General features: G+C 61.6%; 17 protein-coding genes. 3 read left to right on the forward strand and 14 right to left on the reverse strand.

Features of this window, described 5'->3' with window-relative positions:
* Positions 1–8: 8 nt before the first annotated feature.
* The 5 genes from ABIE52_RS19895 to ABIE52_RS19915 all read right to left on the reverse strand — a co-directional run bounded on the left by ABIE52_RS19895 (position 9) and on the right by ABIE52_RS19915 (position 13,915).
* Positions 9–1,223 (reverse strand): acetyl-CoA C-acetyltransferase, encoded by a 1,215-nt coding sequence (locus tag ABIE52_RS19895; RefSeq protein ID WP_007731553.1) that lies wholly within the window; start codon positions 1,221–1,223, stop codon positions 9–11.
* Between the two features lie 222 nt (positions 1,224–1,445).
* A complete protein-coding gene (locus tag ABIE52_RS19900) occupies positions 1,446–3,272 on the reverse strand; it encodes a multicopper oxidase family protein (protein WP_192712890.1) in 1,827 nt (608 codons plus the stop codon).
* A gap of 88 nt (positions 3,273–3,360) precedes the next feature.
* Entirely contained in the window at positions 3,361–4,917 is a 1,557-nt protein-coding gene (locus ABIE52_RS19905; protein WP_192712889.1) for a hypothetical protein, read from the reverse strand.
* Positions 4,914–11,024, reverse strand: coding sequence for a type I polyketide synthase (locus ABIE52_RS19910; RefSeq protein ID WP_192712888.1), 6,111 nt, complete (start codon positions 11,022–11,024; stop codon positions 4,914–4,916). Before ABIE52_RS19910 ends, ABIE52_RS19905 begins: the two co-directional genes overlap by 4 nt.
* A gap of 677 nt (positions 11,025–11,701) precedes the next feature.
* On the reverse strand, positions 11,702–13,915 hold the full coding sequence (locus ABIE52_RS19915) for a DNA polymerase III subunit gamma and tau (protein ID WP_192712887.1): 2,214 nt from the start codon (positions 13,913–13,915) through the stop codon (positions 11,702–11,704).
* Between the two features lie 162 nt (positions 13,916–14,077).
* On the opposite strand from ABIE52_RS19915, the gene ABIE52_RS19920 reads away from it, so the two are divergent.
* Entirely contained in the window at positions 14,078–15,391 is a 1,314-nt protein-coding gene (locus ABIE52_RS19920) for an ammonium transporter (protein WP_003943791.1), read from the forward strand.
* A gap of 6 nt (positions 15,392–15,397) precedes the next feature.
* On the opposite strand, the gene ABIE52_RS19925 is transcribed toward ABIE52_RS19920, so the two are convergent.
* From ABIE52_RS19925 to ABIE52_RS19955, 7 genes are all read right to left on the reverse strand, one after another.
* Positions 15,398–15,769 (reverse strand): carboxymuconolactone decarboxylase family protein, encoded by a 372-nt coding sequence (locus ABIE52_RS19925; RefSeq protein WP_158170250.1) that lies wholly within the window; start codon positions 15,767–15,769, stop codon positions 15,398–15,400.
* Between the two features lie 8 nt (positions 15,770–15,777).
* On the reverse strand, positions 15,778–17,367 hold the full coding sequence (locus tag ABIE52_RS19930) for a long-chain-fatty-acid--CoA ligase (protein ID WP_192712886.1): 1,590 nt from the start codon (positions 17,365–17,367) through the stop codon (positions 15,778–15,780).
* Positions 17,360–17,983, reverse strand: a complete 624-nt coding sequence (locus tag ABIE52_RS19935; RefSeq protein WP_073512873.1) for an RBBP9/YdeN family alpha/beta hydrolase — start codon at positions 17,981–17,983, stop codon at positions 17,360–17,362. Before ABIE52_RS19935 ends, ABIE52_RS19930 begins: the two co-directional genes overlap by 8 nt.
* Positions 17,983–19,344: an MFS transporter gene (locus ABIE52_RS19940; protein WP_064443008.1), complete on the reverse strand. Its 1,362-nt coding sequence runs from the start codon at positions 19,342–19,344 to the stop codon at positions 17,983–17,985. Before ABIE52_RS19940 ends, ABIE52_RS19935 begins: the two co-directional genes overlap by 1 nt.
* A 97-nt stretch (positions 19,345–19,441) precedes the next feature.
* Positions 19,442–20,494, reverse strand: coding sequence for a beta-keto acid cleavage family enzyme (locus ABIE52_RS19945; protein ID WP_003943988.1), 1,053 nt, complete (start codon positions 20,492–20,494; stop codon positions 19,442–19,444).
* Positions 20,495–20,546: 52 nt separating this feature from the next.
* Positions 20,547–21,446, reverse strand: coding sequence for a TauD/TfdA dioxygenase family protein (locus ABIE52_RS19950; protein WP_007731564.1), 900 nt, complete (start codon positions 21,444–21,446; stop codon positions 20,547–20,549).
* A gap of 30 nt (positions 21,447–21,476) precedes the next feature.
* Positions 21,477–22,451 carry a quinone oxidoreductase family protein gene (locus ABIE52_RS19955; RefSeq protein WP_003943928.1) on the reverse strand — a complete coding sequence of 325 codons (975 nt, stop codon included), beginning with the start codon at positions 22,449–22,451 and terminating at the stop codon, positions 21,477–21,479.
* Positions 22,452–22,651: 200 nt separating this feature from the next.
* On the opposite strand from ABIE52_RS19955, the gene ABIE52_RS19960 reads away from it, so the two are divergent.
* The gene (locus ABIE52_RS19960) at positions 22,652–23,656 is read left to right on the forward strand and encodes an AraC family transcriptional regulator (protein WP_073512843.1); all 1,005 of its coding nucleotides are present in this window, start codon (positions 22,652–22,654) and stop codon (positions 23,654–23,656) included.
* Here the strand turns inward: ABIE52_RS19960 and ABIE52_RS19965 are convergent.
* Positions 23,649–24,695 (reverse strand): YeiH family protein, encoded by a 1,047-nt coding sequence (locus ABIE52_RS19965; protein WP_081377557.1) that lies wholly within the window; start codon positions 24,693–24,695, stop codon positions 23,649–23,651. The genes ABIE52_RS19960 and ABIE52_RS19965 overlap by 8 nt on opposite strands.
* 101 nt (positions 24,696–24,796) lie before the next feature.
* Here ABIE52_RS19965 and ABIE52_RS19970 point away from each other — a divergent pair, with 101 nt between their 5' ends.
* Complete coding sequence (locus ABIE52_RS19970; RefSeq protein ID WP_007731572.1) at positions 24,797–25,705, forward strand: LysR family transcriptional regulator; 909 nt, start codon at positions 24,797–24,799, stop codon at positions 25,703–25,705.
* 7 nt (positions 25,706–25,712) lie between these two features.
* Here ABIE52_RS19970 and ABIE52_RS19975 read toward each other — a convergent pair whose 3' ends face one another.
* Entirely contained in the window at positions 25,713–26,294 is a 582-nt protein-coding gene (locus tag ABIE52_RS19975) for an HhH-GPD-type base excision DNA repair protein (RefSeq protein ID WP_003943868.1), read from the reverse strand.
* Between the last annotated feature and the right edge of the window lie 2 nt (positions 26,295–26,296).

A 26,296-nucleotide genomic window follows, 5' to 3' on the forward strand; every position in this document is an offset into this window, starting at 1 on the left:
ACGCCGCGTCAGACGCGCTCGATGATGGTGGCAACGCCCATACCGCCGCCGATGCACAGGGTGATGAGGGCGCGCTTGCCGCCACGACGCTCGAGCTCGTCGACCATCGTTCCGGTGATCATCGCGCCGGTTGCACCGAGCGGGTGACCCATGGCGATCGCGCCACCGTTGACGTTGAGCTTCTCGTCCGGGATGTTCAGGTCCTTCTGGAACTTCAGGACGACGGAAGCGAATGCCTCGTTGATCTCGAAGAGGTCGATGTCGTCGACTGTCAGGCCGGCAGCTGCCAGAACCTTCTTCGACGCCGGCGTCGGGCCGGTGAGCATGATGGTGGAGTCGGCGCCGCTGGTGGCGGTGGCGACGACGCGAGCGCGCGGCGTCAGACCCATGTCCTTGCCGGCCTGCTCGCTACCGACGAGCACGAGGGCAGCGCCGTCGACGATTCCCGAGCTGTTACCGCCGTGGTGAACGTGGTTGATCTTCTCGACCCAGTGGTACTTCTGCAGCGACACGGCGTCGAATCCGCCGATTTCACCGATCACACCGAACGCGGGAGCCAAGCCGGCGAGGTTCTCTGCCGTGGTGCCCGGACGCATGTGCTCGTCGTTGTCGAGGATGGTGATGCCGTTGATGTCCTTGACCGGCACTACCGACTTGGCGAAGTATCCGCCGGTCCACGCCTTGGCGGCGAGGTCCTGCGAGCGCACGGCGTATGCGTCGACGTCGTCACGCGAGAAGCCCTCGATGGTGGCGATGAGGTCTGCGCCGACGCCCTGCGGCACGAAGTAGTTGTCGTAGTTGGTGGCGGGGTCGAGTGCCCACGGTCCACCGTCGGATCCCATCGGAACGCGGGACATCGACTCGACGCCACCGGCAATCACCAGTTCGTCCCAGCCGGACCGAACCTTCTGAGCAGCCATGTTCACGGCCTCGAGGCCGGAAGCGCAGAAACGGTTGAGCTGAACGCCACCGACGGTGTCGGGCAGTCCCGCATCGTTGACTGCAACGCGGGCGATGTCCATTCCCTGATCGCCAACGGGGGTGACGACGCCCAGGATGAGGTCGGAGATCCGGTCCTCGTCGAGGTCGGGAAAGCGCACGCGCAGTTCCTGGATCAGACCCGTGACCAGCGAGATCGGCTTGACCGAGTGCAACGACCCGGTCTTCTTGCCGCGGCCTCGCGGGGTACGGATGGCTTCATAAATGAATGCCTCTGTGGTCACTGTGAGGTGTTCCTTCCGTGTAATTCGTCGAACCGGTCTGCAGATCGTCCGCGCCACCTTCGGTGGTGGCGCATGGCCGAGGTACAGACCTCAGCCCTTTCACTGTAGAACGTGTTCCAAATTCATGGGAAGGACCGAAGCGATCCTGCTAGGTGACCGAGGTGATCCGACGCGCGAACGCCTGCCCGCTTCGGTTCATTTCGAGTGCGCCCCCGGAAGCACTCACGGCAAGATGCGATACGGCAACATCATGTCGTGATCTTCGTGATCGAGTAGATGGCAATGCCACACATATCCCTGGAGTCGACCAGAATCAGCCATATCGTGGCGCCCGCCGCCCGTCATCCCACCGCCCGTCATCCCACTGCCCGTCATCCCACCGCTCGGAAGACGATCGAACATCGCGTCGGGATCGAAACCCAGCTCATCCGCGGTGGGGAATCGCACGATGATCCGGGTGACGGTGCCGCCGTCCACCCTGACGGTGTCCTTCATTCCCGCTTCCCACGGCGCCGGCGCGATCATCGGCCCCGCCTCGAACCCTTCGGGCGACGGAGTCCACTTGTTGCCGATCACCGGCTGCGGATGTCGGATCAAGTACTCCAGCGTCCGCATCGGTGTTCTGCCGAGAATCCGGAAATTCACCAGGTGCAGGTGTATCGGATGCGGGTCCGGCGTGGTGTTGACGATGTTCCACTGCTCGACGGTGCCTTGCCGCGGCCTCTCGACGTCCGTGGTGCTGAACGTCAGGTTGTTCAGCGTCATCTGAGCCGGTGGATTCCGCAGTTCCAGTTGCTGGCTCACCGTCACCGTGCGAATTACCGTCGGCTGCTCCAACGGGGCGAGAACGTCACGTTGCCGGCGCCCACCGCGCAGTTGCGACGGAACACCACCGGTGAATCCGCGCCTGGCGTCACCGCGGAACCGGCAGAACAGCGGCATCGTCACTTCACCGATGACAGCGGCGGGTAGCGGGGGCGCCTCGTCGTTGCGAAGCTCCACCGTCGAACCCTCCGACAGTCCGGTGAAATCGACGAGGAGGTCGTACCGCTCCCCCGGTGCGCAGCGGAAGGCATTGACCGCGACGGGCGCGTCGAGCATTCCGGCGTCGTTGCCGATGACCCAGAACGTCATCATGTTCGAGAAGTGAAGATTCCACACACTTGCCGACGACGCATTGACGATGCGGAAGCGGTAAAGGCCCCGAGCCACAGCCAGTTCCGGCCACACCTTGCCGTTGACCAAGCCGACGTCGCCCACCGCGCCGCCTTCCCACGATCCTTCCGGGATCAAGATGGTGGATCGGCCGTTCTGGGCGCCTGTCGGCGTGAAGATCTTCTCCTGCAGGATCAACGGGATCTCGAATTCCTCGGCCGGCAACCCCAACGGATTTCCCAGTTTGCCGGTGTCGAATTCATCCCTGATCAGATAGTTGCCGATCAGACCGGCGTAGACGTTGAGCCGGGTGATGCCCATCGCGTGATCGTGATACCAGAGGTGGGCGGCTTCCTGACCGTGCAAAAAGTGATGCATCGCAGCCTGTCCCGGCATCACCAGCAGCTCCGGATGGCCGTCGCTCTCAGGTGAAGTGACTCCTCCGTGCAAGTGCAACGACGTCGGCGGGTTAGCGCGAAAGTCTGCCTGCATTCCATGCAGCGTCATATCCATGTCCGCTGCCAACGGATGTCCGGTCAGATCGTTCTCGAACGTCAACATGATCGGCTCGCCGGAATGCGCCTCGACGGTAGGGCCCAGATAACCGCCACCGATCTCTCCGCTGCGGTACGACAGTGCTGGGGACGAGGGAAAATCCCGATGAAAGGCATGTTGCCCCACTTGCGCTGTCAGTGTGATCTCGTTTCCGGAAAGCGTTGACAACGAATGTAGTTCGTCACAGAACGGCTCGAACTCCGGCGAATGAAAAATCAACGGAGACTCGATATCCACACTCCCCGCCGGAGCAGCACCTGCCTTTGCACCCAAAGCAACAGCCGCTGTGCCGACTACCGACCCTTTCAGAACCGATCTTCTGGAAACCCCGATACCCATACATTCCCCTCCCCATCGAAACGGGTTGCGTTCTCCCGCAAGGAAAACGCAACCCGTCTCTCCACTTCGATCTCGGAAAATCCCCCGTCTACTTTCCGTCGATCGCCTCCAGCACCGAATCGATCAGCGACTGTGGAAGTTTCGACGGCGGAGAGATTTCCAGTTCTCCCGGAGCGCCCGGCATCGTCCAGACAGTTCTGTGCCGAGCGATCGCGAGCTTCTCCCGTGATCCGTCCTCATTGACCTTGAAGTACTCGAACTCGAGGTCGATCCCCCTCTCGTAGAGGGCAGACAAGGACATCGTGACCAGGACGTCGTCGAACGGCATGACCTCGCGCAGATGCTCAACCCTGGTGTGCACACAACGAAGTTCCCCGAGAGCGCCTCTGGCCGCCATGGCCTCACGCTGAGAACGGACCAGGAACTTGTCCCGAACCCTCGACTGCCAGATGTAATAGTTGCCGAAGTAGATGTTGCCCACGACGTTTCCGTCCTGCAACGTCGTCGAGAACACCTCGGATTCGAGCAGGTACGGATTGCGCGGCACCATCGGAGCCGAGCGGATCACGGAACCACAATCGACGTTCTTCGGTTCGGTGGGAACAGCGATGTTCTTCGTCCCCGTCGGAATCGTCATCGGCTCGATGAAATCGTGGAAGTACTGCGGCATCGGCCGTGCCGCCACCACACCGTGGGAGAGGATTTCCACCCACGTCGTCTGCATCGCACTCCACCCGATGTGAGTGCGCGTCTCGCCGTCGACCCGGCACCATTCGACATGCAGATTGGTGGTTGCCCGATCCGGACCGGTGAGCTCGGTGATCCAGATCGTCCCCTCGACAATGTCGTCGGTGTACAGGTTCGCATCGATGAACACCTCGGAGTTGTTGGTCACCATGCCCCAACGACCCGTCGCCATGTCCTCCACGATCTGCTTCGAGATCGGTCCGGTTCCCCTCTCTCGCAAAGCGCCCAACCACAGCGCGAAGCTCGCGAACCCCACTGATCCACCGACGTTGCACGCGTCCCGGAACCCGACGGGGAACCGGATCGACACCGCCGGATAGCCGCTCCGGGCCACCACATGCACGTCGGAGCCGTAGGCCATCGGATCGAACTGCGCGAGAGACTTCGCCGACAACGGTCCGGAGTCGAACTGCGGTGCCGGGTCCTGCGCCGGTTCCTCCGCATCCTCCTCATGAGTCACAAACGCGAGAATCCGCTCCTCGTTGTCCGTCAACAGAGCTGGAAAAGTCAGAACCACCACGCTTCCCTCTGCGCCGCCGCGGAAGGTCACTGCGTCGTCCTCCCTGGCGCCCATCGCCAGAGAAACCGACATCTGCCCCGTGGCCTTTCGGATCGCCTCGGCCGCCGCCCACAGCCTGGTTCCCGCACGATCGAGTGATTCGCCGCCTGCGATCAACTCGTCCAGCAGCGAAATCCGCGCCGAACCCAGAAGCGCCTTCCACTGCACGGCGGTTCGGGAGCGAATCGGTTCGATGTCACACCCCTGAGGCCAGTCGCCGGCCGAACTGAGTGACTTGCTGCCGTCGTGCGAGAGCGAGACATCCACAGAGGGCGGAATATCACCGACGACGACGGGCTTTCCGGTTTCCTGCCATTCGATGGCAAAGGCATTACTCATTTGATCACCACATCCTCATCGAGATGAATGTTCACGGCCGCCTCGGCGATCGGTTTCTCCTGCTCGTGGCGTTCCGACTTGGTCAACTCGTGAATCCCCGGGGTATGCGCGACCACAACCCGCGGGCTCTTCACTCCCAACGCCCGGCTGTGTTGCGCGAGCTTGTCGAGAATGATCTGTGCGTCGCGCGCAGTCGGATCCGCGATTTCCTCAGCTGTAGGACGGCTTTCGTCGTGGGAGAGAATCTGGGAGCGATATCCCTCGAGCTGCATCACCACTCGTCCGTCCTTCACCACCGCCACGTCGGCTTGCATGTGGGTCTCTGTCTGCACCTTGTCGTAGGCGTACGCGGTGAACGAACGAGCCTCGAATCGTCCGTCGTACATGTCGATTCGCGCAATGTTGACCGGAAGGCAGATCTCCCGCGGAACCATGATCTGACCCGATTGGAGCAGGGAATCGAGGAAGTAGGGATCACCGAGGAGGTGCTGCTTACGGTCGGCTCGCGAAATAGCGCTGAAGAGAATGTGCTCGGAATCGAGGCTCGAGATCTCTTCGAGTCGGCGGAAATCGCCCTCCTGGAACAGCAACCACGAGTAGAGATCGTCCAACGGATCGATGTCGAGCACCGGTCGCGGCAACTCCTTCTCGAACTCCGGCAGTGTTTCGTCCAGCCCGAAGATGAAGTCGGCCGAGAAATGGGGCCGTCCGTACCCGGTCCGTTCGGTGCCGATCGTGACATGCACCCGCGTTCCTGCAGCATCACGATCCTGCTCCACGACGCTTGCCTTGATCTCGACTCTGGTGCCCTCGACCGTGTCGACGACGATCGGTCGATCCAGCTTGATGTCGTCGATGCGGACGCGGCCCAGAGTCACGCGTCCGGTGACATAGGCCGCCGCCTGCGACATCGCCTCGAGCCCGAACACCGTCGGAAGCAGCGCCGATCCCTTCCAGACATGGTCGAGGACAAAAGGATCTGCCGAGGTGGACAACGTCGTCCGGGTAACCAGTTCTACCTGCGGCTCGAAGGTCACCACTTGGTCGATGTAGCGCGACACCGCCGGCAGAGCCGGTGCTGCCGGTGCCCAGGTGTCGAGACCGCCGAGTCGACTGGTCACGACGATACGACTTGTCTCGGGTCCGCTGTCGACCAGGCGAAGGAAATGATCCACTCCCGCAGCCGTCGAAATCGGCATGACACCCATCTTCGCGAGGTGGTTGACACTGCCCATGCGGGCGCCCATGCCGGTCTCCCCCCACACGCTGTACGCGAGCGAGAACGTCCGAGTCTTCGGGTGCCCGGCGGCATACCGCACCACCATTTCGTCGAGAAGCTCGTTTCCGTATGCATACCAACTGTTTCCGGGCATACCTGTGAATCCGATGATGGAAGAGAAGCCCACGAACAGCTTCAGGTCACGATCAGCGAGCGCTTCGACAAAGTTGGCTGCGCCCAGGACCTTAGGTGCGACCTCCTTGAAAGCCGCAGCGCTGTCGACTCTCTCGAACCGCCGCGGGACATTCGCCCCCGCACCGTGGACAAACCCGGTGATCGGCCCAACCTCGACCTCGATCTGGGCGACGACGCCGGCCACCGCCGCAGCATCCGTGACGTTGCAGCGATAGTAGTGAGCGCTCAATCCGGCAGACGTGAAGTCCGCAAGAGTGGAAGCGATTTCGTCACCCGCTTGTCGCTGAGAGCTTCCGATCAGCACTAGTTCGGCGCCTGTCTTTCGGCCGAGAGCCAGAGCGCATTGCGCCATGATGCCTTTCGCGCCACCGGTCACGACCACTACATCCGAACTCCCCAACCCGCTCTCGCGGACGGTGTAGTCGCTTGAGGCGAGAACCCGCGGTTGCAGTGCCGTGCGTCCCATCTCGGTGTCGTAAGTCGCGAACACATAGGATGCAACCGAATCCAACTCGGAGACGACGGTGGTTGCCACCACCGCGTCCGCAGTCGAGCCGTCGAATCCTATGACGCGGACATCCAGTTCGGGGCGCTCGTGATGCACCGAAGCGGCAAAAGCCGCCGCACTCGATACCGGCGCCGGATTGCCCAACTCGACATCGGTGAACTGAATCACTGCCAATGTGGTTCGTGCGCCTCCGCTTTGCTGCGCCGGAACCATCTTGTACATGTGTTCGATCCCACGGCGCAAGCCGATTTCGGTGACGGAATCATCGGTCACACGCGGCATTACGGCAACCACGTGCTGTGCATTCGCAGGAGCGCCGTCGGAGAATGTGCGAATGTCGACCTGAGCACCACGCCCTCGCAGTTCGGATTCCAACCTTCCGACCAAACCGGCGTCGTCACCGATGACGACAAACGTCGTGTCCGTGAGGTCTCGGACTCCGTGCAACGCTGTCTCGCTCCGAACCTTTTCCAGGGTGTAATCGCGAACCCAGGTGAAGCTGTCGGCTGATAGACCCTTTGCCTTCACCGGCAGCGCCCGCGCAACCGGCTGCTGCTGCCCCGACTTCTCTTTCGCGGATCGATCGAGCACTTCGATGAGTTCACCCAGGCTGACGTTGACGAGTTCGGCCGGATCCAGATCACCCTGAACACCCAATCGCGTTGCCACAGTTGCTATCGCATCGGCAGCCTTGATCGAGTCCATGTTCAGGTCGTCGAGCAGGTGGAGATCCACATCGAGAGACTCCACCGGAAATCCGGTGTCCTCCGCGATTACCTCGAGCAGTATTCGCGACACGTCCGACTGCACCGAACTCGCTGCTGGAACGGCAGAACCGGGATTCGGTGATGCCGCAAGGATCAGCGATGCTGCTTCTCCGATCGTGGCATTGGCCAACTCGGCAGGGTCGAGGTCGACAACCTCGAACTGATGCGCAACCTTCGAAATAGCCTCTGCCGCACTGATCGAGTCGAGATTCAGATCATCGAGCAGACGCAGATCCGTCGTGATCGACTCGGCGGGGAATCCCGTCGTATCGGCGAGGATCCTGATCAGCTCACTTTCCACGGACCCAGCGCCCGCGTCAGCCGGCTCTTCGACTACCGGAGCCGAAACCGGCGAAGGAGCTTTCGCTGCCACGGATTCGTGGCCGTTGGTGACTGCCCGCGAAGTCGGAGCAGATGGAGAAGACGGAGAAGTCGCTCCACTGCCTACATCAGCACGAATCACGTCGACGAGGAAGGTCCCGCGTCGGCTCAGGTAATCGGCCAGCGCCGCAGCCGGATCCCCGCCGGACGTACCAAGTGCGAGCGGTTCGGGAGCAGAGGTAACCGTCAGCTTCGCCTCGGCCAGGTTCTCGATGAACACCTTCTGATCGGCAGGAACGAATTCGCGCACGAACCGGCCGTCGAAAAGTTCGTTCCATCGGACCTGAGCGCCGTGTACGTACATCGCGGCCAGTGCGACATTGAAGTCCTCGTCGCGTCCGGACTTGGACGCAACGGGGAAGCAGCGCACGCCGTCGGTCCCATTGATCGCCTTGGTGAGCCCGGTCAGCACACGGCCGGGTCCGACCTCGACGAGCAGGTCCACGTCCTGCGAGATTCCACTTACCGTCTTGACCCAGTCGACCGGTGAGACAACCTGTTTGGTGACCAATTCGCGAAGTGCCAGTGGCGTCTGTACGCGTTTCCCTTCGACGCAGGAATACACGGGGCAAGTCAGCGAATCGACTTGCTCGTCAACGGGCGCAGTGGACTTCAGCCCCCGCTCGGCCTCGTTCATCATCTCGGAGTGGAAAGCATTCGACACGGCAAGCGCCTGAGCCGACACTCCGCGCGTCTTCGCGATGGCAACCACATCGTCGACCGCGTCTTTGGTGCCCGAAACCACGGTCTGTGTAGGCGTATTCAGATTCGCGACGGTCGCGTAACCCTTTGTTTCCGCGATGATCGCCTCAGCCGTCGATCGGTCGCAGGTCAGGCTCGCCATCGCGCCGTTTCCACCACCACTGACAGCCATGGCCGCACCCTTCGCCGCAGCCAAGGTGATCAGCGTCTTCTGGTCGTAAGCTCCTGCCGCGTAGAGCGCGGTCAACTCGCCGAGACTGTGGCCGGCGACAGCACTGGGTGTGACACCCAATCGGCGGAGGTACTCGAACCAGAGCAGCGAAGCCAAAGCGACGGCAGGCTGGGTGAACTGCGTCTGGGCGAGATCCCGCTTCCACTTCGCCAATTCCGCAGCGTCAGCGCTCTTGACCGGGTTCCGCAGAATTCGAGGCGTGATCGCCTCCGCTCCAACTCCCTCCAACCAGCCGTCCGCCTCGGTCGCCAGTTCGCGTGCCCACTCGAAGCGCTCGATCAGCACGCGCGCCATCTCTAGTTGTTGGGATCCCTGTCCCGGGAACAGGAATCCGATGTCGTGGTGGACGGCGTTCGAGATCGAGATCTCGTTGCTCACGACCTTCACCTGGCCGGATGCAGGAGCGGAGTTCTCGCAGATCACGGCAAGCTGACGCATGCGTTCGGCCAACTGCGCGGGACGTCCGGCCACCACTGCAGCACGGAAGGGCGCGGTCGGCGAGATCACTCGAGAGAGCTTCGCCGAAAAGTCCAGCAGCTCGGCAACACTCAACGGAACCGCCAGATCTGCAACATCCCGCGCTCGGGTCGCCAAGTCCATCGCAGAATCTGCAGAAAGTACGAAAACCTCGGTGTCCTGATACGACGCCATCATCGTGCGGACGTCTTGCGAGGGTGTCAGCTTGCTGGACGGTGCATCAGCCGATTCGATCGCGACGTGGCAGTTGATACCGCCGAAACCCATGGCTTGCGCACCGGCACGCATCTTCTCGGACGGATCTCTGATCTCACCGTTGACGAGCGGAAAGAGTGCCGGTGCTTCGGTTCCGAACGCCGGGTTCGGGTCGGTGCAACCGGCGAGCGGCGGAAGGATTCGTTGATTGACGGCCATGGTCGCCTTGATCAGCGCAAGGATGCCCGACGCCGCCTTCGTGTGCCCGATCAACGACTTCAGTGACGTCATGCCGATGCTACGAGCCTCGACGGGCCCGTCCGTCTGAGCGGCCTGCTGGACGCCGGCCAGTTCGACGGGGTCTCCGACGGGAGTACCAGTTCCGTGTCCTTCGACGAAGGCAACCTCGCTGGCCGCGAATCCCGCTCGCGAGTATGCGCGACGGATCATCTCGGCCTGAGTTTCGGCGCGGGGCTTGGTGATTCCACCCTTGCCATCGGTGGAGATGCCCCAGCCGCGAATCGTCGCGTACACGTAGTCGCCGTCCGCCCTGGCGTCCTCGAGTCGTTTCAAGGCCACGAATCCGCAACCTTCACCCGGGATGAATCCGCTTCGGCTTGCGTCGTACACGTTCATGTCGCCACGGGTCAGTGCACCCAAACGGGCGAATCCCACCAGTTCCAAAGGATCCAAGCTGACGTCGACTCCCCCTGCCAAGACGAAGTCGGCCGCGCCGGACGCCAGCTTTTCGGCTGCAGTCGCCACCGCGAGCATTCCGGACGCGCACGCACCGTCCACGACGTACCCGCCGCCGTTGAAGTCGAGATAATTGCAGATCCGGCCGGCAATCGTATTCGACAACATGCCGGCGAGAGTGTCTTCACTCGGCTCCACCAATGGGCCCTTGTAGACCTCTTCCATCGTCTCGGCGAGAGCATCGGCGACGGAACTGTCCAACTGGCGCGCTTCGGCTGCGACAGCGAGTGCGCGCTTGACGTAAGGCCAACGCAAACGCATCGACCACATCCGGGATTCTTCACCGGTGAGGGAGTTGCCGACGATTGCGGCGCTGCGTCCAGTGGGTACCGATCCTCGGCTGTAGCCCGCGTCGGTCAAAGCCCCGAGTGCTGTTTCCAGAGCCAACCAGTGTGTGAGATCTGTCGACTTGAAGGTCCGCTCCGGTATCCGGCGACCGACCCAGTCGAATTCGAAACCATCCATGAACGCGCCGCGATCGGCGTATGTCTTGTCGACGTCGTCAGGGCTCGCGCTCCAGTAGTCGTCGAGGGACATCCGTGACTCCGGAAACTTTCGGAATTGCATCCGACGCGCGAGGACGTTCTCCCAAAATCCTTGCAGATCATGTGCACCGGGGGACCACATGCTCATCCCGACTATCGCAATCGCAGGATTAGTTGAATCTTCAGTCATCTTACACTTCCTATTTTCGCGCGCATCCACGGGAGACTCAATCGACCGAAGACTAACCACGCCCTCATCGGTGTGTAAAACGCAGATTCACCTCAAGGCATAAACAAATAACAAGGGTTGTTCGGCGCAATGAACGTGTTTCAGCAATTTTACAGCAATCGAGAGTTAGCTGTAACTCGGAGTTACTTATTTGCTTCGCAACCGGTCATGCTCCTGCTTGAACATCCGTACCGGATCCCGGTTTCACGGCCGCCATTTTCTCGCGATCGGCAAATATTCAGTTGAATATACACCGAAATGCCGCAATGCCGAATATGTGGCCAATTCGCCGAATGTCCCAAATTGGTCGATCCCCGCAAATCAAACATCCGACAACTATCAATCTGAACATTCGTGACACACCGAAATTTAACAGCAGCACTCGAATGCCCATCAGACAACGAGAAATTCCAGATATTCTTCGGCGACCATCGTCCGAATCGACGTTTCGTTACACCGGAACTGAGCGAACGAATGTGCCAGCAAACCGGCCACATACAATTCAGCTTTGCGAGGCCGAGCCGGCGCGCTTTCGAGACGCGCGCGCACAAAGGGAACGGCACTTATAACAATTCGATCACACAGTGGTGCAGCTGGATTCCGACAGCTGTTTCACGCACACGGACCGACTCGGCAACTCAGCTTTCGAGGCGGCGAGCTCCGAGGACGTCCTTGAGGAGTTCCTTTGCAACATCTTCGGGATCACGTCTGGCAGTCGGATCAGCGGGCTCCGCCGCCTCCGCAAACATCTCGTCCTCGTCCTCCGGCGTTGCAGGCGGAGGAGTTGCCTCGTAGTCGACCTCAGGAGCAGGGGCCGGTCCAGGGTCTTCCGGATAGTCGGGGGCCTCGGGCGGCGGAATGTCGTCCGATTCGCCGCGCTGGGGCTGCGGGGCCTTGGGCTGCTGCGCTGCGCGCTCCTGACTGGGCCGCGAGAAGCGGGGCGCAGCGGCAGGGCGGCTCGGAGCTTCTGTCGCCTTGGTTGCGCTCGATACTGTCGGCGCTGTAGGCGCACCTTCTTGATACTCGACTTGCCAAGTGCCACCGAACATTTCGGCAAGGACCTCGCAAATGACCGCCGCGTTGTGCGGTTGCGTCACACGAGCACCCAGGACCGGTGAGCCGTGAGCGATGACAACGACATGTCCACGCACGTCGTGAACCGTCGCAGCGGACAGCATGGCCGGAAGAACCTTGTTTCGTTCACCGACCTTGTTGCGCAAGGTGTTCCACGATTCACGGAGAGTCTCGACTGTGGGGCCTGCCGAGACCGGCGCAGCTTCGGCAACCGCCGGCTCGTCGAACTCGGGCTCGGGCTCGTAGTCGGGTTCCGGCTCGGCAAGCCCGATCAGCTCTTCCGCCTCGACAGAAGCAGTAACCGGTGGTTCAACCACAGGAGCTTCAACTATTGGAGCTTCGGCAACCGGAGCTTCAACCACCGGAGCCTCGGCAACCGGCGGTTCCACGATCTCGACAGTGGGAGTCTCGACGACGGGAACTGCCGCTACCGGAGGTTCGACGACAGGAGCCTCCACAACCGGCGGCGCCGCAGCTGGAGCAGGCGCGGCTGGTTCCGGCCGTGCCTCAGGCTCGGCCTTGCGTTGAGAGGGCCGTTGAAACTTGGAAGCAATCTCCGGTTCGAGCGGCGGCACGGTGGGTGCCGGCGTTGCTGCCGCGCGAGGAGCAGCCGCGACTCCGGCAGCCGGAATACCTTGTTCCAGGCGCTCCAGCCGCTGCAATACAGCTGACTCGGTGTCGGAGGCCGACGGCAGCAGCATTCGCGCGCACATCACTTCGAGCAGCAGCCGCGGCGCCGTCGCACCACGCATTTCGCTGAGTCCGGCATGGACAGTCTCGGCGAAGCGGGTGAGCGTGGCCGGGCCGACTCGTTGAATCTGCTCACGCATCGTGACCAGCTCCGCTTCCGGAGCGTCGACCAATCCTCGTTCGCTGGCGTCGGAAACAGCCTGCATCAAGATGAGATCACGCAGGCGCTCGAGAAGATCGAGCGCGAATCGGCGTGGATCGTGACCGGCGTCCATCACGCGATCGACAGTGCCGAACAACGCGGCCCCGTCACTGGCAGACAGGGCGTCTACTGCTTCGTCGATGAGCGCGACGTCGGTGACTCCGAGAAGAGAGAGCGCGCGCGGATACGTGACACCTTCTTCTCCTGCGCCCGCGAGCAGCTGATCGAGGACACTCAACGAGTCACGAGGGGAACCGCCGCCGGCCTTGATGACCAGTGGATACACCGCAGGCTCGACCGGTACGCCCTCCTGGGCGCAGATCTTTTCCAGGAGTCCGCGCATGGTCGACGGCGCCAACAGGCGAAACGGGTAATGGTGCGTACGCGAACGGATGGTCGGGAGAACCTTTTCCGGTTCCGTCGTCGCAAAGATGAAGATGAGGTGTTCCGGCGGCTCTTCGACGATCTTGAGCAGCGCATTGAAACCCGCCGCCGTCACCATGTGTGCCTCGTCGATGATGAAGACGCGGTAGCGAGATGCGGCGGGTGCGTGGAACGCCTTGTCTCGGAGTTCTCGGGTGTCGTCGACGCCACCGTGACTTGCGGCGTCGAGTTCCGTCACATCCAGGTTGCCTGTGCCGCCCGGGCCCAGCGAAACGCACGAGTCGCACACGTCGCACGGCGTCGACGTCGGTCCCTGCTCACAGTTCAGCGAACGCGCCAGGATTCGCGCCGACGACGTCTTTCCGCAGCCGCGCGGGCCGGAAAACAGGTAGGCATGGTTGATGCGTCCGGTGTCGAGGGCCGTGCTGAGCGGTGCGGTGACATGCTCCTGCCCCACCACCTCGGCGAAGGACGCGGGTCGATACTTCCGGTACAGGGCCACGCGCAAAGACTACCGGCGACCCACGACAGGTGGTCCGGTGCGGGTGCAACGCCGACTTCTCCCGAAACATGTTCGCAACACAATCGCAGTGCGGAGGAAACCGCACGCACTCATCGTGGGTTCCGTGCACGCGGGCTGGTCCGCGTGCGTGAGGAGAAAACTGTGCCCGCCACCATCGATGCCGGAGCAACTGCCTGGTTGCTCGTCAGTACTGCACTCGTACTTCTGATGACGCCAGGACTCGCACTGTTCTACGGCGGCATGGTCCGCTCGACGGGCGTACTCAACATGATCATGATGAGTTTCGTCTCGATCGCACTCGTCACGGTTGCGTGGTTGTTCGTGGGCTACAGCCTCGTGTTCGGCGACGATCACGGTGGCATTATCGGCGGACTCGAGCACATCGGCATGGCGGGCATCGACCCGTCGACGGTGCACGGGAATGTCCCGGAAGTGTTGTTCGCAACCTTCCAATTGACGTTCGCAATCCTTACTGCAGCGCTCATCAGTGGTGCGATCGCCGACCGCGCGAAGTTCTCCGCCTGGATGATCTTCGTCCCCATCTGGTCCTTGCTCGTCTATGTCCCCGTCGCTCACTGGGTGTGGAATCCGCAGGGATGGCTCGCCCAGATGGGCGCACTCGACTACGCCGGTGGCCTCGTGGTCGAAATCGTGTCCGGAGCGTCGGGTCTGGCATTGGCACTGGTCCTCGGCCAGCGGATGGGTTTCAAGGCCGAGTCGATGCGTCCGCACAATCTGCCGTTCGTCCTGCTCGGCGTAGGCCTGCTCTGGTTCGGTTGGTTCGGATTCAACGCCGGCTCGGCCCTTGCGGCCGACGGTATGGCCTCGCAGATCTTCCTCAACACACTCGTCGCCGGTTGCACCGGACTACTCGGCTGGCTGTTCGTCGAGCAGAATCGTGACGGACACCCCACGACGTTCGGCGCAGCTTCGGGCGTCGTCGCCGGTCTGGTCGCGATCACCCCGTCGTGCGGAACGGTGAACATGTTCGGTGCGCTCGTCATCGGTCTGATCGCCGGCATCGTCTGCTCGTACGCCGTGGGATGGAAGCACAAGCTCGGCTACGACGACTCCCTCGACGTCGTCGGCGTGCACCTCGTCGGCGGAATCGTCGGCTCGTTGCTGATCGGACTCCTCGCGACGGCCGTGATGACGGGCGGTCCGGAAGGTTTGTTCTTCGGCGGTGGATTCGCGCAGTTGGGCAAGCAGTTCGTCGGCGTCGTCGTGGTCGCGCTCTATGCCTTCGGTGTGACCTACGGTCTCGGAAAGCTCATCGACAAGACCTTCGGCTTCCGCATTTCGCGTGAAGACGAGGCCCGCGGAATCGACGTTGCCCTGCACGCGGAGTCGGCCTACGAGCACGGAGTCCTCGGCCACGGTCCGATCGGCGGACAGAACCCGAGCCCGTTCCTCCAGCGTCAACGTGAGGAACGGGAGAACCGCGAGCGGGACTGACCGCCCTCACCGGTTCGCGATTTCCTCCATCAGGATCGGAACGCCGACATTGCAGGAATGAATCCCGACGACGGTGGTCAGTTTCAGCACCTCGAGAATCTCCTTCGGGGTCACTCCCATGTCGAGCGCGGCGCGAATATGGCGTCGTACGCCGGGTGCGTACATGTGTGTGCTCACCGCATCGACGGCTATGCACAGCAACTGGATCACCTGAGGTGACAGCACCCCGCTGTTCCAGGGCTGCATCGCTGTCTTCATGTACAGCTCGGTCCACTCGGGATCCAGCTCCGAAAGTCCGTCCCACAACGGATTCCAGCCACCCGAATCCTTCATGGCCTGGGTCACGGGAAAAGCTTCACTTGCTCGAACGTCAGTCATCGATCTCCTCAGACCATCGAAAATGCTTGATTCAGTTCACGTTTGAGAATCTTTCCGGTTGCCGTCATCGGCAGCGACGGCACGAACTCGATGCGACGCGGATATTTGTAGGCGGCCATCTGTTCCCGCGTCCATTCCACGAGATCCGATTCGGAGATCTCCTCACTCGGCTCTCGGATCACGAACGCGACAACTTCTTCGCCGAGGCTCGAGTCCGGCACCCCGACGACGGCGACGAGTGAGACGGCTGGGTGAGTGAGCAGAACCTCTTCGATTTCGCGTGGGTAGACGTTGAATCCGCCCCGCACGATCATGTCCTTCGCGCGATCGACGATGTAGTAATTTCCGTCGGTATCGACCCGTGCCAAATCCCCGGTGCGAAACCATCCGTCGCGCATGACTTCCGCCGTCGCCTCGGGTCGGTTGAAATAGCCCTTCATGACGTTGTGCCCGCGAATGGCCAACTCACCCACTTCATCGGGGCCGGTGATCGTGTGCCAAGAGTCATCGACAAGCCGCGCTTCGACGCCCCAGATCGGCACGCCGATCGAACCGGGCCGGGGGTCGCTCTCCGGGTCACTGAACAAGGCCAGCGGAGAGGTCTCGGACAACCCGTACCCTTCGAGGATCTGAACACCGAAGCGTTCCCTGAACTGTGTCAAGATTTCGACGGGAAGCGCTGCACCACCGGAGATCGCGCACCGCATGTTCTGTGCAACGGTCTCGATATCCACCCCGGATTTCACTACCTCCTCCAGCACGCCGAGCAGTCCCCAATACATGGTCGGGACGCCCGCGAAGACCGAGATCTTTTCGCGTTCCATGATCTCGAGTGCCGCGGTCGCATCGAAGCGCGGCATCAACACCAAAGTGGCACCGACGCAGATTCCCGCATTCATGGTCACTGTCTGGCCGAACGAGTGGAACAACGGCAAAGTCAGGAGATAACGCTCATGCATGGACGGAACGCTCTCGAACAACCGGTTGGTCGACAGTGCATTCAAGACCATGTTGCAGTGAGTGAGTTCGGCGCCCTTGGGCTTTCCGGTAGTGCCGCTGGTGTAGAGAATGACCGCGGTGTCCGTCGGTTCACGAACAACCGCGGCTGCAGGCGTTTCCGTGCCGGACACGGATGCCAGTGCTTCGCCTAGAGTCTCGACTCCGAGGATCGACGACGGTGCACCCGACTCGGCGCTGATCACGATCAGGGCCGAACAGGTCTCGCTCTGCTCGAACCCGGCGATGGCGTACTCAGCGATCGGCAATTCGGGACTTCCCTCGAAACAGAAGTACAGCTTTGCTTCCGAATCAGCTAGGTGATAGGCGATTTCGCGCCCTTTGAGCAGAATGTTCAGAGGAACGACGACGCCGCCGGCCTTGAGAATGCCGTAGTAGACGATCGGGAACTCGAGAACGTTCGGGCAGGACAACGCTACCTTGTCACCTGGCTCGACACCCCGCGAGACGAGCAGATGGGCGATGCGATTCGCGTAGGCGTCGAACTGCGCATACGTCAGCCTCGCTTCCCCGAGAACCAGCGCATCCCGTTCCGGGTATCGCCAGGCCGAGTCTTCCAGCAGAGCAGCAAGATCAAGCATGACTGTCTTCCTCCTGCTCCACGGAATCCGTGGCATGAGACGAGGCAGCGCGCGCCACCGACTCGAGCAGTTCCCGCACCAATGATTCCGCCCGCGGCCAATACCCGTATCCGGACTCCGGATTGAGGTGTCCGACTTCACCCAGATCCAGCAACCGACTCCCCCATCCTTCAGCCAAACCCACAACTCGGCGATACCCGGCGAGCGGATCGTTCCGACTCGCCGCGACCGTGCTCGGAAACGGCAGACGCTGACGCGGTATCGGTAGCCACCCGTGTCGGTCGAGATCTTCGAGAGACGGATAAGACTCGGGCAGCGGAAGTTCGAGATCCGCCGGCGTGACCAGAAGTGCGCCCGCAACCTCTCGATGATTCGCCCTCGCCCAGTGAGCAACTGTCATGACTCCGGCGCTGTGCCCGACCAGGACCACCGGCCCGCAGACACTTGTCAGCACCTCGTTCAATGCCGCAACCCGCGCATCGCGGCTGAGCTTGTCGGTCTCGAGGGGAGGAACCGTCAGAACGTTGTCGAGCCTGCGCGCGAGGTGAGTCTGCCAATGATCTTCGACATGATCCCGCAGACCGGGAACCATTACTACCGTAGTTGATTCATTCATCATGAGCTCCGAACGTCTGTTACTTCAGTGGCGCCGAGGATCTCGGGCCGATTCTGCAACGTCGCCAGCCGCCTCATCCCGGCGGGATAGGCACGCTTGCCGGCTACCAACGCGAGGGCTGCGACGACATAGACGAAGGGCGAAAGCTGTAGAGCGCCGAGAAGACCCAGGTGATCGGCGAGGATGCCGACAACGAAGGGACCGAGCGCCAGCCCGAGAAGGTTGTTGGCGACGGTGAGCGTTCCCATGGCCGACGCTCGAATCGAGTGATGGGTAAGGTTCGCGACCATCGCTGCCGTCGGCCCCGACGAACCGGCGGAGAAGAATGCACCGATACCGAGCAACACGAGTTGTGCTGTCCCCGTGCCCAACCGGAGCCCGATGCTCAGCGTCACCAACGAGATGGCGCAGTAGACAATGGCGGTGGTCCATTTTCGCGCCGAATCGTCGCGGCTGAATCTATCTGTGATGAAACCGCAGACCACCATCCCGCTTCCGACCAGGAGGACGAACACGGAAGCCGTGACGCCGGCCTTGTCCGGGGCCAAATCGTAGTAACGATTGAAGAAGCTCGGCAACCACGCCAGAAGTACAGCGGCGGTGAACATCTGGAGACCACCACCGATGTAGGCGAACAACACGGCGGGATTGGTGAACAGCGAGGACACCGGCGCACGAAAACCGTCGTGTCTCACCGCTTCCCCGGCGGCATCCGGCGCGGCCTCGACGGCGTAAGCGGTGAGCTTCTTCTCGGTGACGAGGGCACGGAAGAGCGCGACCAGAATCAGACCGAAGATTGCCATGGCGGCAAAAGACCACCGCCAACTGAACTGGACTGCGATGAACCCACCGATTGCCACACCGATGACCGAACCGAACGATCCACCGGCCATGAAGGCACCGGCAAGAGCTGCGTGCACGCGGGGCGCAAACACACTGAGGACCACGGCGATACCCACGCTGCCGTACGCCGCTTCACCGACACCGACCAGGAACCGGGCGCCCAACATCTGTTCGTAGGTCTGAGCGATTGCGCACAGCAACGTCGCGACACTCCACAACACCGCCATCAAGATCAAGCTCTTGACGCGGCCCCAGCGGTCCGCGAGCAGCGACAACGGGAACGTCAACAGCCCGACCATCAATGCCACCACGCTGCTCAGGGAGGCGAGGTGCGAATCGGAGAGATCCCAGTCCGCTTTCAGGATCGGGAAGACTGCACTGAGCACCTGCCTCGACATGTAGTCCGAGAGCAGAAGACCGAAAGCCAGGGCGAAAACGATCCACGGGTATAACTTTCGTCGTCCGCCGATTCCGAGCGCGGTGTCCACACGTGGCGTGGCGGGAGCTTGCAGTCCCATGACTCTCCTAGGAAGTACTCGAGGTAGACGGGGGGATTCGGGGGTACGAACCGTCGCGGTTCGTACCCCCGGAACTGTCGTACGAGAGGATGCGAACTCAGGCGTGCTGCGTGAATCCCAGCTGGCCGATACGGCGGTTGGGCGCGTAACCCAGCTTCGCCAACGTCTCGTCGGTGTCGGCATACGTCTCACCGATCCGGTAGATGTCCCGAGCTTCCTTCGCCGTAGCCACCTCGCGGCCCAATTCGCCTGCAATGCGCACCAACTGCTCGATCTGCTGCACCGACGTCATCTTCTCGCCCTTGCGGCCCCAGATGGTGTCCTCGTTGCCGCAGCGAGCGTGCAAGCCCATCGCGATGGCCATCGTGTTCACCGGCAGGACGCTACGCATCAGCGTTTCCAGCGTCAGGCACGCACCGTCGGGAACACGCTGGACGAAGTTCATCATGTTGTACGGGTTGGGTCCGTCGAAGCCGCCGCCGATTGCGACCCACGTGAGGTTGACCGGACCCGTGTAGATGCCGCGTCGGATCAACCGCTCCACCGTTTCGAGCTGCGGAATACTGGACAACTGGAAATGCGGCTGGATTCCGGCGGCCTGCAACCGGCGCAGGTGCTCTGCCACCCACTCCGGACCGGCGGGCACAGTCATTTCCCGATACGTATCGGCCAATTCCGGACGCTGCATCGACGTACCCGCGATGTCGTCGTCGGTCATCAGTTCCATGATGTTCATCTGGCTGGTATTGATCGCGATCGTCACCTGATCGGGAGCCGGCTCCAATTCCGCCAGCATGTGACGCACGTCGTCGGACAACCACTTCGCATCGGCACCTTCCCCCTCCGGGGCAAACGAAATCGACCCGCCGACCTGCAGAATCATCTCGGGAACGGCCTCACGCAAGCGACCGAGAAGCTCGTTGAACTTCGACAGACGCTTCGAGCCCTTGCCGTCGAGTTCACGCACGTGGATGTGGAGAACTGTGGCACCGGCGTTGAAGCAGTCGACGGCTTGCTGGACGTGCTCGTCCATCGACAGAGGGAGGTCTTCTGCAAAATCGTCCGGCTCCCACTCCGGTCCGTAGGGAGCAACGGTGATGACAAGCTTGTCCTGGGTTTCGGGGAACAGTGAATCGTCGTGGAAATGCATAGCGTGACTCCGATCGAGTGAATGAATTTATCTTCGGGGCTGGGAAGAGAGATCAGAACGGTGCGTCGCCGATGATTCCGGCGCGCTCCATCTTTCGAACCGCGGGCCAGTAGTCCTGCACCGCGTAATGCTGTGTCGAACGGTTGTCCCAGATCGCGACGCTGTTTTCGGTCCAGCGCCACCGAACCTGGTACTCGGGAATCTGAGCCTGGCTCGCCAGGTAAGTGAGCAGATTCCCGGCGCCGGGGGCGTAATCGATTCCATAGCGGACGTTCTCGGGCGTGTGATAGTTCACGAGGTGTGTGGCGAACGAATTGACGAAGAGAATCTTCTCGCCGGTCTCCGGATGTGTTCGTACCACGGGATGTTCGGCGTCGGGGAAGCGCTCCTTCAGCTGGTGCCGCTGTTCGATCGGCATCCGAGCGCCGAAGGTCGACTCGATACTGTGCCTGGCACGCAGATCCTTGATCTGCTCCTTGACCCGCGCCGGCAGATTCTCGTAGGCGAGTGCCATGTTCACCCAAATCGTGTCGCCGCCGACAGGAGGTGTTTCCACACAACGCAATACACATCCCATGGGCGGGTTAACGCGCCAGGTGGCGTCGCAGTGATATGCATTCTCGAAATGCTCCGGCGGGCTGTCCAGATCCTTGTAGATGCGGACCAGGCCCGGGTGGTCGGGGTCGCTGCCCAGAGCCGGATGATCCTCGAGTTCACCGAATCGCTGGGCAAGTTCTACGTGCTCGGCTTTGGAGAAGGTCTGGTCGCGAAAGAACAGAACCTTGTGTTCGAGCAACAATGCCTTGATTTCGGCGAAGAGTGCATCATCTCGCGCGACCTCGCCGAGATCCACCCCGGACAACTCTGCCCCGATCGAACAGGTCAATTTCTCGACGCGGATCGTATTCCTCGACGAGGGAAGGTTTTCTGTGAGCGTTGCGGTGTTGGTCATGACAATTCCTCTGGGAAGTGCTGTTTCGGTTCAGACGGAGAAGACGGAGGAACCGATACTGCGACCGGACTCCATGTCGTGGTGCGCACGCACCGCATCTTCGAGGGGGTATCTCTGGTTGATCTCGATCTTGATTCGCCCGGACTCGACGTGTGAGAACAGTTCGCCCGCCAGTTCGGCACGTTCTTCGGGATCCGCGATGTAATCGGCGAGAGCCGGACGTGTGAGGAAGAGTGATCCCTTGACTGCCAACTGCATTGCCTGAATCGGCGGAGTCGGTCCGGACGCCGTTCCGAAGCACACCAGCAGCCCCCGCCTGGCAAGGCAATCGAGAGAGATGTCGAACGTGGATTGCCCGATACTGTCGTAGACAACCGGCACGCCGACGCCCCCGGTGATCTCCTTGACACGCGCGACGACGTCCTCGCGGGTGTAGATGACGACTTCATCGCACCCGTGAGCTCGGGCAACGCTCGCCTTCTCGTCGCTCGACACCGTTCCGATCACTTTGATTCCCAACAGTTTTGCCCACTGGGTGAAGATCAGTCCAACCCCGCCCGCCGCAGCATGTAGCAACACGGTGTCTCCCGCTTTCAACGGGTAGATGCGACGCAGAAGGTAGGCGGCAGTCAGTCCTCGCATGGTCATGGCGGCCGCGGTGTCGAAGGCGATGCCGTCGGGTAGCGCGATCAGGTCGGACGACGCCATGATCCGCTCGGTGGCGTACGCACCCAGCGGACTGCCGGTGTAGGTCACACGGTCCCCCACCGCAAAATCGACTACTCCCTCGCCGATCTCTTCGACCACACCGGCGCCCTCGACGCCCATCCCGGCAGGCAATTGCGCAGGATAGAGGCCACTTCGAAAGTAGGTGTCGGCGAAGTTCAACCCCACCGCTTCATGACGAACCCGAACCTCTCCGGCGCCCGGTCGTCCTACCTCGATCTCTTCCCAACGCATGACGGACGGTGTGCCGATCTCGTGGAACCGAATGGCGTTTGCCATCAATGCTCTCCAATTCTGTGGGCGGGCTCGACTCGATTACGGTCGAGCTGTATTCGTACGCAACAACTTCCAGAAGTCGGTGCTCGACTTCGTGGTCGTGCCGAACTGATGTGAACAAAACTATGTGAGATCCGGCTCACATGCTTAACTTGACGAGACACACAACACAACATTTCGGGACATCGAGTAAAGGGGGCCCCATGAAGCCACTCGCCCGCTACGCGTCACTGAACCGATACGTCGACCTGTGCCGAACAGTGGACGTGGACGCTGTGGCCCTCATGAGAAGTGTCGGCCTGAGCCCGGCAAGCCTGGCGAACCCCGACCAATGGGTACCGGCCGCCTCCATCGCATCGCTCCTGGAGCGATCGGCAGCGGAGTCCGGACACGAAGACTTCGGGCTTCTACTCGCCGGCCTGCGTCGACTGTCCAATCTCGGTCCCCTCAGCTTGGTCATCAGGGAAGAACCAGACGTCAGGAGCGCGCTCGACGTATTGATGCGATACGAGCACACGTACAACGAGTCATTGCGCATTCGATTGAACGAGGTCAACGGACTCGCCACCCTGCGAATCTCGCTCGAGGTCGGCGAACCGGTCGACACCAGACAGGGCGTCGAACTCGCAGTCGGCGCGACACTGCAGATCCTGCGGAGTTTCCTGGGTTCTCGATGGCAACCGGTCAGCGTGGGATTCACGCACAATGCCCCGAAAGACACGAGCACGCATCGGCGAATCCTCGGCGAGACGGTGGAATTCGATCACGAGTTCACCGGTATCGTTTTCTTCGCCGCCGACCTGGATGCGGCTAACCAACTTTCCGACGAGTTACTCCGGCCGTACGCTCGCCAGTTCCTCGACTCGCTTCCCGCCTCGGAAACCTCCGATACCCTCAGCCGCACCAAGGAATTGATCGAAGTTCTGCTTCCGACCGGCCGCTGCTCTGTCGAGCAGGTGGCACGCAGTCTCGGATTCGACCGGCGGACACTGCACCGTCATCTCGCCGAATCCGGAGATACGTTCACGGCCGTTCTCAATTCGGTTCGAAGCTCCCTCGCGGAACGATTTGTCTCCAACCCTCGCTATTCGTTGACCGAAGTGGCTGTGCACCTCGGGTTTTCGACGCAGGGTAGTTTCTCGCGCTGGTTTCGCACTCAGTTCTCGATGAGCCCGAGCGCGTGGCGGACTCAGCGCTCGATCAGCTGACCAGCACGACTCCGACGTAGGCGATCGTTGCCACCCACACAGTGGAAATCGCGGCCAGCACGAATGGCCGGGCGCCAACTCCACGAATGACGCTCAACCGCACCCCCAGCCCGAGTGCGAACATCGCGGCCGCCAACAGCGCCGTCTGCACCGTCTTCGCCAGCCCCAGAAGCTCATCCGGCAAGATGCCCGTGGAGCGCAAGCCCGTACAGCCGATGAACGCCACGACGAAAAACGGAACCAACGGAGGACGCTTGGTGGCGGTGCTGTCGACCATCCTGCGTTGCCGGATGCTCAGAAATGCCATGACCGGCGCCAACATCAACACGCGCGCAAGTTTCACCACGGTCGCGACACCCAACGCGGTGGCGCCGAGAGCGCTGCCGGCAGCCACCACTTGCGCCACTTCGTGGATCGACCCACCGGCCCACATGCCTGCACCGACCTCGTTCATACCGAAAGCGTTGGCCAACAGTGGGATTGTCGGAATCATCAGAGTTCCGAAGATCACCACCAACGCAACAGCGGTGAGCAACTCTTCCTCTCGCGCATTCACCACACCGTCCGCAGCAGCCACGGCGGCAGCGCCACAGATCGAGAAGCCGCAGGCAATCAGAATTCTCTGCGACCAACTCAATCCGAGAAGTTTTCCGGCATACATGGTCCCGGCGATACCGAGGAACACAATCGCCACCACAACGGCGATCACTCCCCAGCCCAAACCGACGATGTCGGAGAACATCAATTGCAGCCCGAGCAGAGCGATACCCACCCGAAGTAGCCGTTTCGCCGAGAATGCCAGGCCAGGTTGGAATTTCGCCGGCAAAGAGACGGCATTCGCCAACACCGCACCCGCCACGATCGCAATCAGCAACGGACTCACGGCGGAGGTGAACTGACCGGCTATCAGCGCGACCGTGGCCCCCAAGGCGCACAACGCAACTCCGGGCACCAATGCAGCCACACTGGACCACCGTCGTACTTCTGACGAAGGGGCGACTGCGGGTTTCTCGGCCACGGACTTCACATCACGGTTCACTCATCCAGCGTCCTTGAGTCACCATCGCTCCGGTAGGGCGATTTCTACCATCACGGCATATCAAATCGATATGAACGTGAAGTTCGGTATAGCCTGTTTGCATGACCAGACGGTGGCCCGACCTCACCACTCTCGAGCTACTCATCGGCATCGATGATCACGGAAGTCTCAGTGCGGCAAGCCGTTCAGCAAACATTGCGCAGCCGAATGCCAGCCGCGCCGTCAAAGCCCTCGAGCGGCAGCTCGGGATGCCACTCATACACCGAAGGTCGACGGGGGCGGCTTTGACTCCGCAGGGGACCGTCATCGTCCACTGGGCGCGCCGCGTCCTCGCCAACTCGAGGCAGCTTCTCGACGTCGCCGAAGGGATGCGGACCGAACGATCCGCGGAATTGACCGTGTGTGCCAGCATGACCGTCGCCGAACATCTGATTCCGGCCTGGCTCGGTATCTTTCGGTCACTACATCCTGGTGTCACCGTCCACCTTCAGGTCTACAACTCGACCCGCGTCCTCGAGGCTGTCGAGGTGGGAATGTGCGACCTCGGATTCGTCGAGTCACCGACCGTTCCGAAGAGCCTGTCCAGCGTCACCGTCGCGCGTGACTCGCTGGTCGTGGTCGTTCATCCGGATCATCCATGGGCGCGTCGACGAAAGCCGCTGACCGTCGCCGAACTGGCAGCGACGCCGCTGCTGGTGCGCGAGCCCGGATCGGGAACCAGAACGACTCTCGACCTGGCGTTACACGAATACGAGCGCGGTGCACCGTTGTTGGAACTGGGTAGTTCGGCCGCGATTCGAACCAGCGTGCTCGGTGGCGTCGGCCCGGCGGTACTGAGCACGCTGGCCGTCGAGGACCAGGTGAAGCAGGGAGAACTTCGGGTCGTAGCCGTCGAAGGCTTGGAACTCGACCGATCCCTGCGTGCAGTGTGGCGCCCGCCGCGTCAGCTCGAGGGCCCCGCAGGCGACCTGATGAAAGTAGTGCGTGCCAGCGGGTCCCGGAAGTCCTGAAAGCGGCTTACTTCTTGTCGGCCTTCGCTGCTGCCTTTGCGGCCTTCTTGAACTCGCGGACCTCGAGCAAAGACTGTTCGTCGACCACGTCTGCAATCGAGCGCCTCGAACCTTCGAGCCCGTAGTCGCCGGCCGCTTGGCGCCAACCTTTCGGCTCGACGCCGATCTGTTTTCCGAGCAACGCCAGGAAGATCCGGGCTTTCTGATCCCCGTAACCGGGTAGGGCTTTGAGCCGCTTCAGTACTTCCTTGCCGTCGGGATTTCCCGAAGTCCAGATCGCCGCGGTGTCGCCGTCGTAGTTCTCGACAATGAACTGGCACATGAGCTGGATACGCTCGCCCATCGACTTGGGGAATCGGTGCACAGCCGGAGGCTCGGCACAGACGGCGATGAACTCGTCGGTGTCCATGTCGGCGATACGCCTGACGTCGATACCGCTGAGCCGATCCGCCAGCTTCTTCGGACCGAGGAAGGCCGTTTCCATCGGAACCTGTTGATCGAGAAGCATTCCGATCAACAACGCCAACGGGTCCTCGGCGAGGAGAGCATCAGCTTCGGGGTCACCGACAAGGTTCAGTTGAAGTGCCATGA

Source organism: Rhodococcus sp. OAS809 (assembly GCF_040546695.1).
Classification (GTDB): domain Bacteria; phylum Actinomycetota; class Actinomycetes; order Mycobacteriales; family Mycobacteriaceae; genus Rhodococcus_F; species Rhodococcus_F qingshengii.

What these genes read in the sequence shown, in the direction of transcription:
- ABIE52_RS19900 (WP_192712890.1), bottom strand. Translation starts at nt 3,272, where the DNA reads ATGGGTATCGGGGTTTCCAGAAGATCGGTTCTGAAAGGGTCGGTAGTC.
- ABIE52_RS19905 (WP_192712889.1), bottom strand. Translation starts at nt 4,917, where the DNA reads ATGAGTAATGCCTTTGCCATCGAATGGCAGGAAACCGGAAAGCCCGTC.
- ABIE52_RS19910 (WP_192712888.1), bottom strand. Translation starts at nt 11,024, where the DNA reads ATGACTGAAGATTCAACTAATCCTGCGATTGCGATAGTCGGGATGAGC.
- ABIE52_RS19925 (WP_158170250.1), bottom strand. Translation starts at nt 15,769, where the DNA reads ATGACTGACGTTCGAGCAAGTGAAGCTTTTCCCGTGACCCAGGCCATG.
- ABIE52_RS19930 (WP_192712886.1), bottom strand. Translation starts at nt 17,367, where the DNA reads ATGCTTGATCTTGCTGCTCTGCTGGAAGACTCGGCCTGGCGATACCCG.
- ABIE52_RS19935 (WP_073512873.1), bottom strand. Translation starts at nt 17,983, where the DNA reads ATGAATGAATCAACTACGGTAGTAATGGTTCCCGGTCTGCGGGATCAT.
- ABIE52_RS19940 (WP_064443008.1), bottom strand. Translation starts at nt 19,344, where the DNA reads ATGGGACTGCAAGCTCCCGCCACGCCACGTGTGGACACCGCGCTCGGA.
- ABIE52_RS19945 (WP_003943988.1), bottom strand. Translation starts at nt 20,494, where the DNA reads ATGCATTTCCACGACGATTCACTGTTCCCCGAAACCCAGGACAAGCTT.
- ABIE52_RS19950 (WP_007731564.1), bottom strand. Translation starts at nt 21,446, where the DNA reads ATGACCAACACCGCAACGCTCACAGAAAACCTTCCCTCGTCGAGGAAT.
- ABIE52_RS19955 (WP_003943928.1), bottom strand. Translation starts at nt 22,451, where the DNA reads ATGGCAAACGCCATTCGGTTCCACGAGATCGGCACACCGTCCGTCATG.
- ABIE52_RS19960 (WP_073512843.1), top strand. Translation starts at nt 22,652, where the DNA reads ATGAAGCCACTCGCCCGCTACGCGTCACTGAACCGATACGTCGACCTG.
- ABIE52_RS19970 (WP_007731572.1), top strand. Translation starts at nt 24,797, where the DNA reads ATGACCAGACGGTGGCCCGACCTCACCACTCTCGAGCTACTCATCGGC.
- ABIE52_RS19975 (WP_003943868.1), bottom strand. Translation starts at nt 26,294, where the DNA reads ATGGCACTTCAACTGAACCTTGTCGGTGACCCCGAAGCTGATGCTCTC.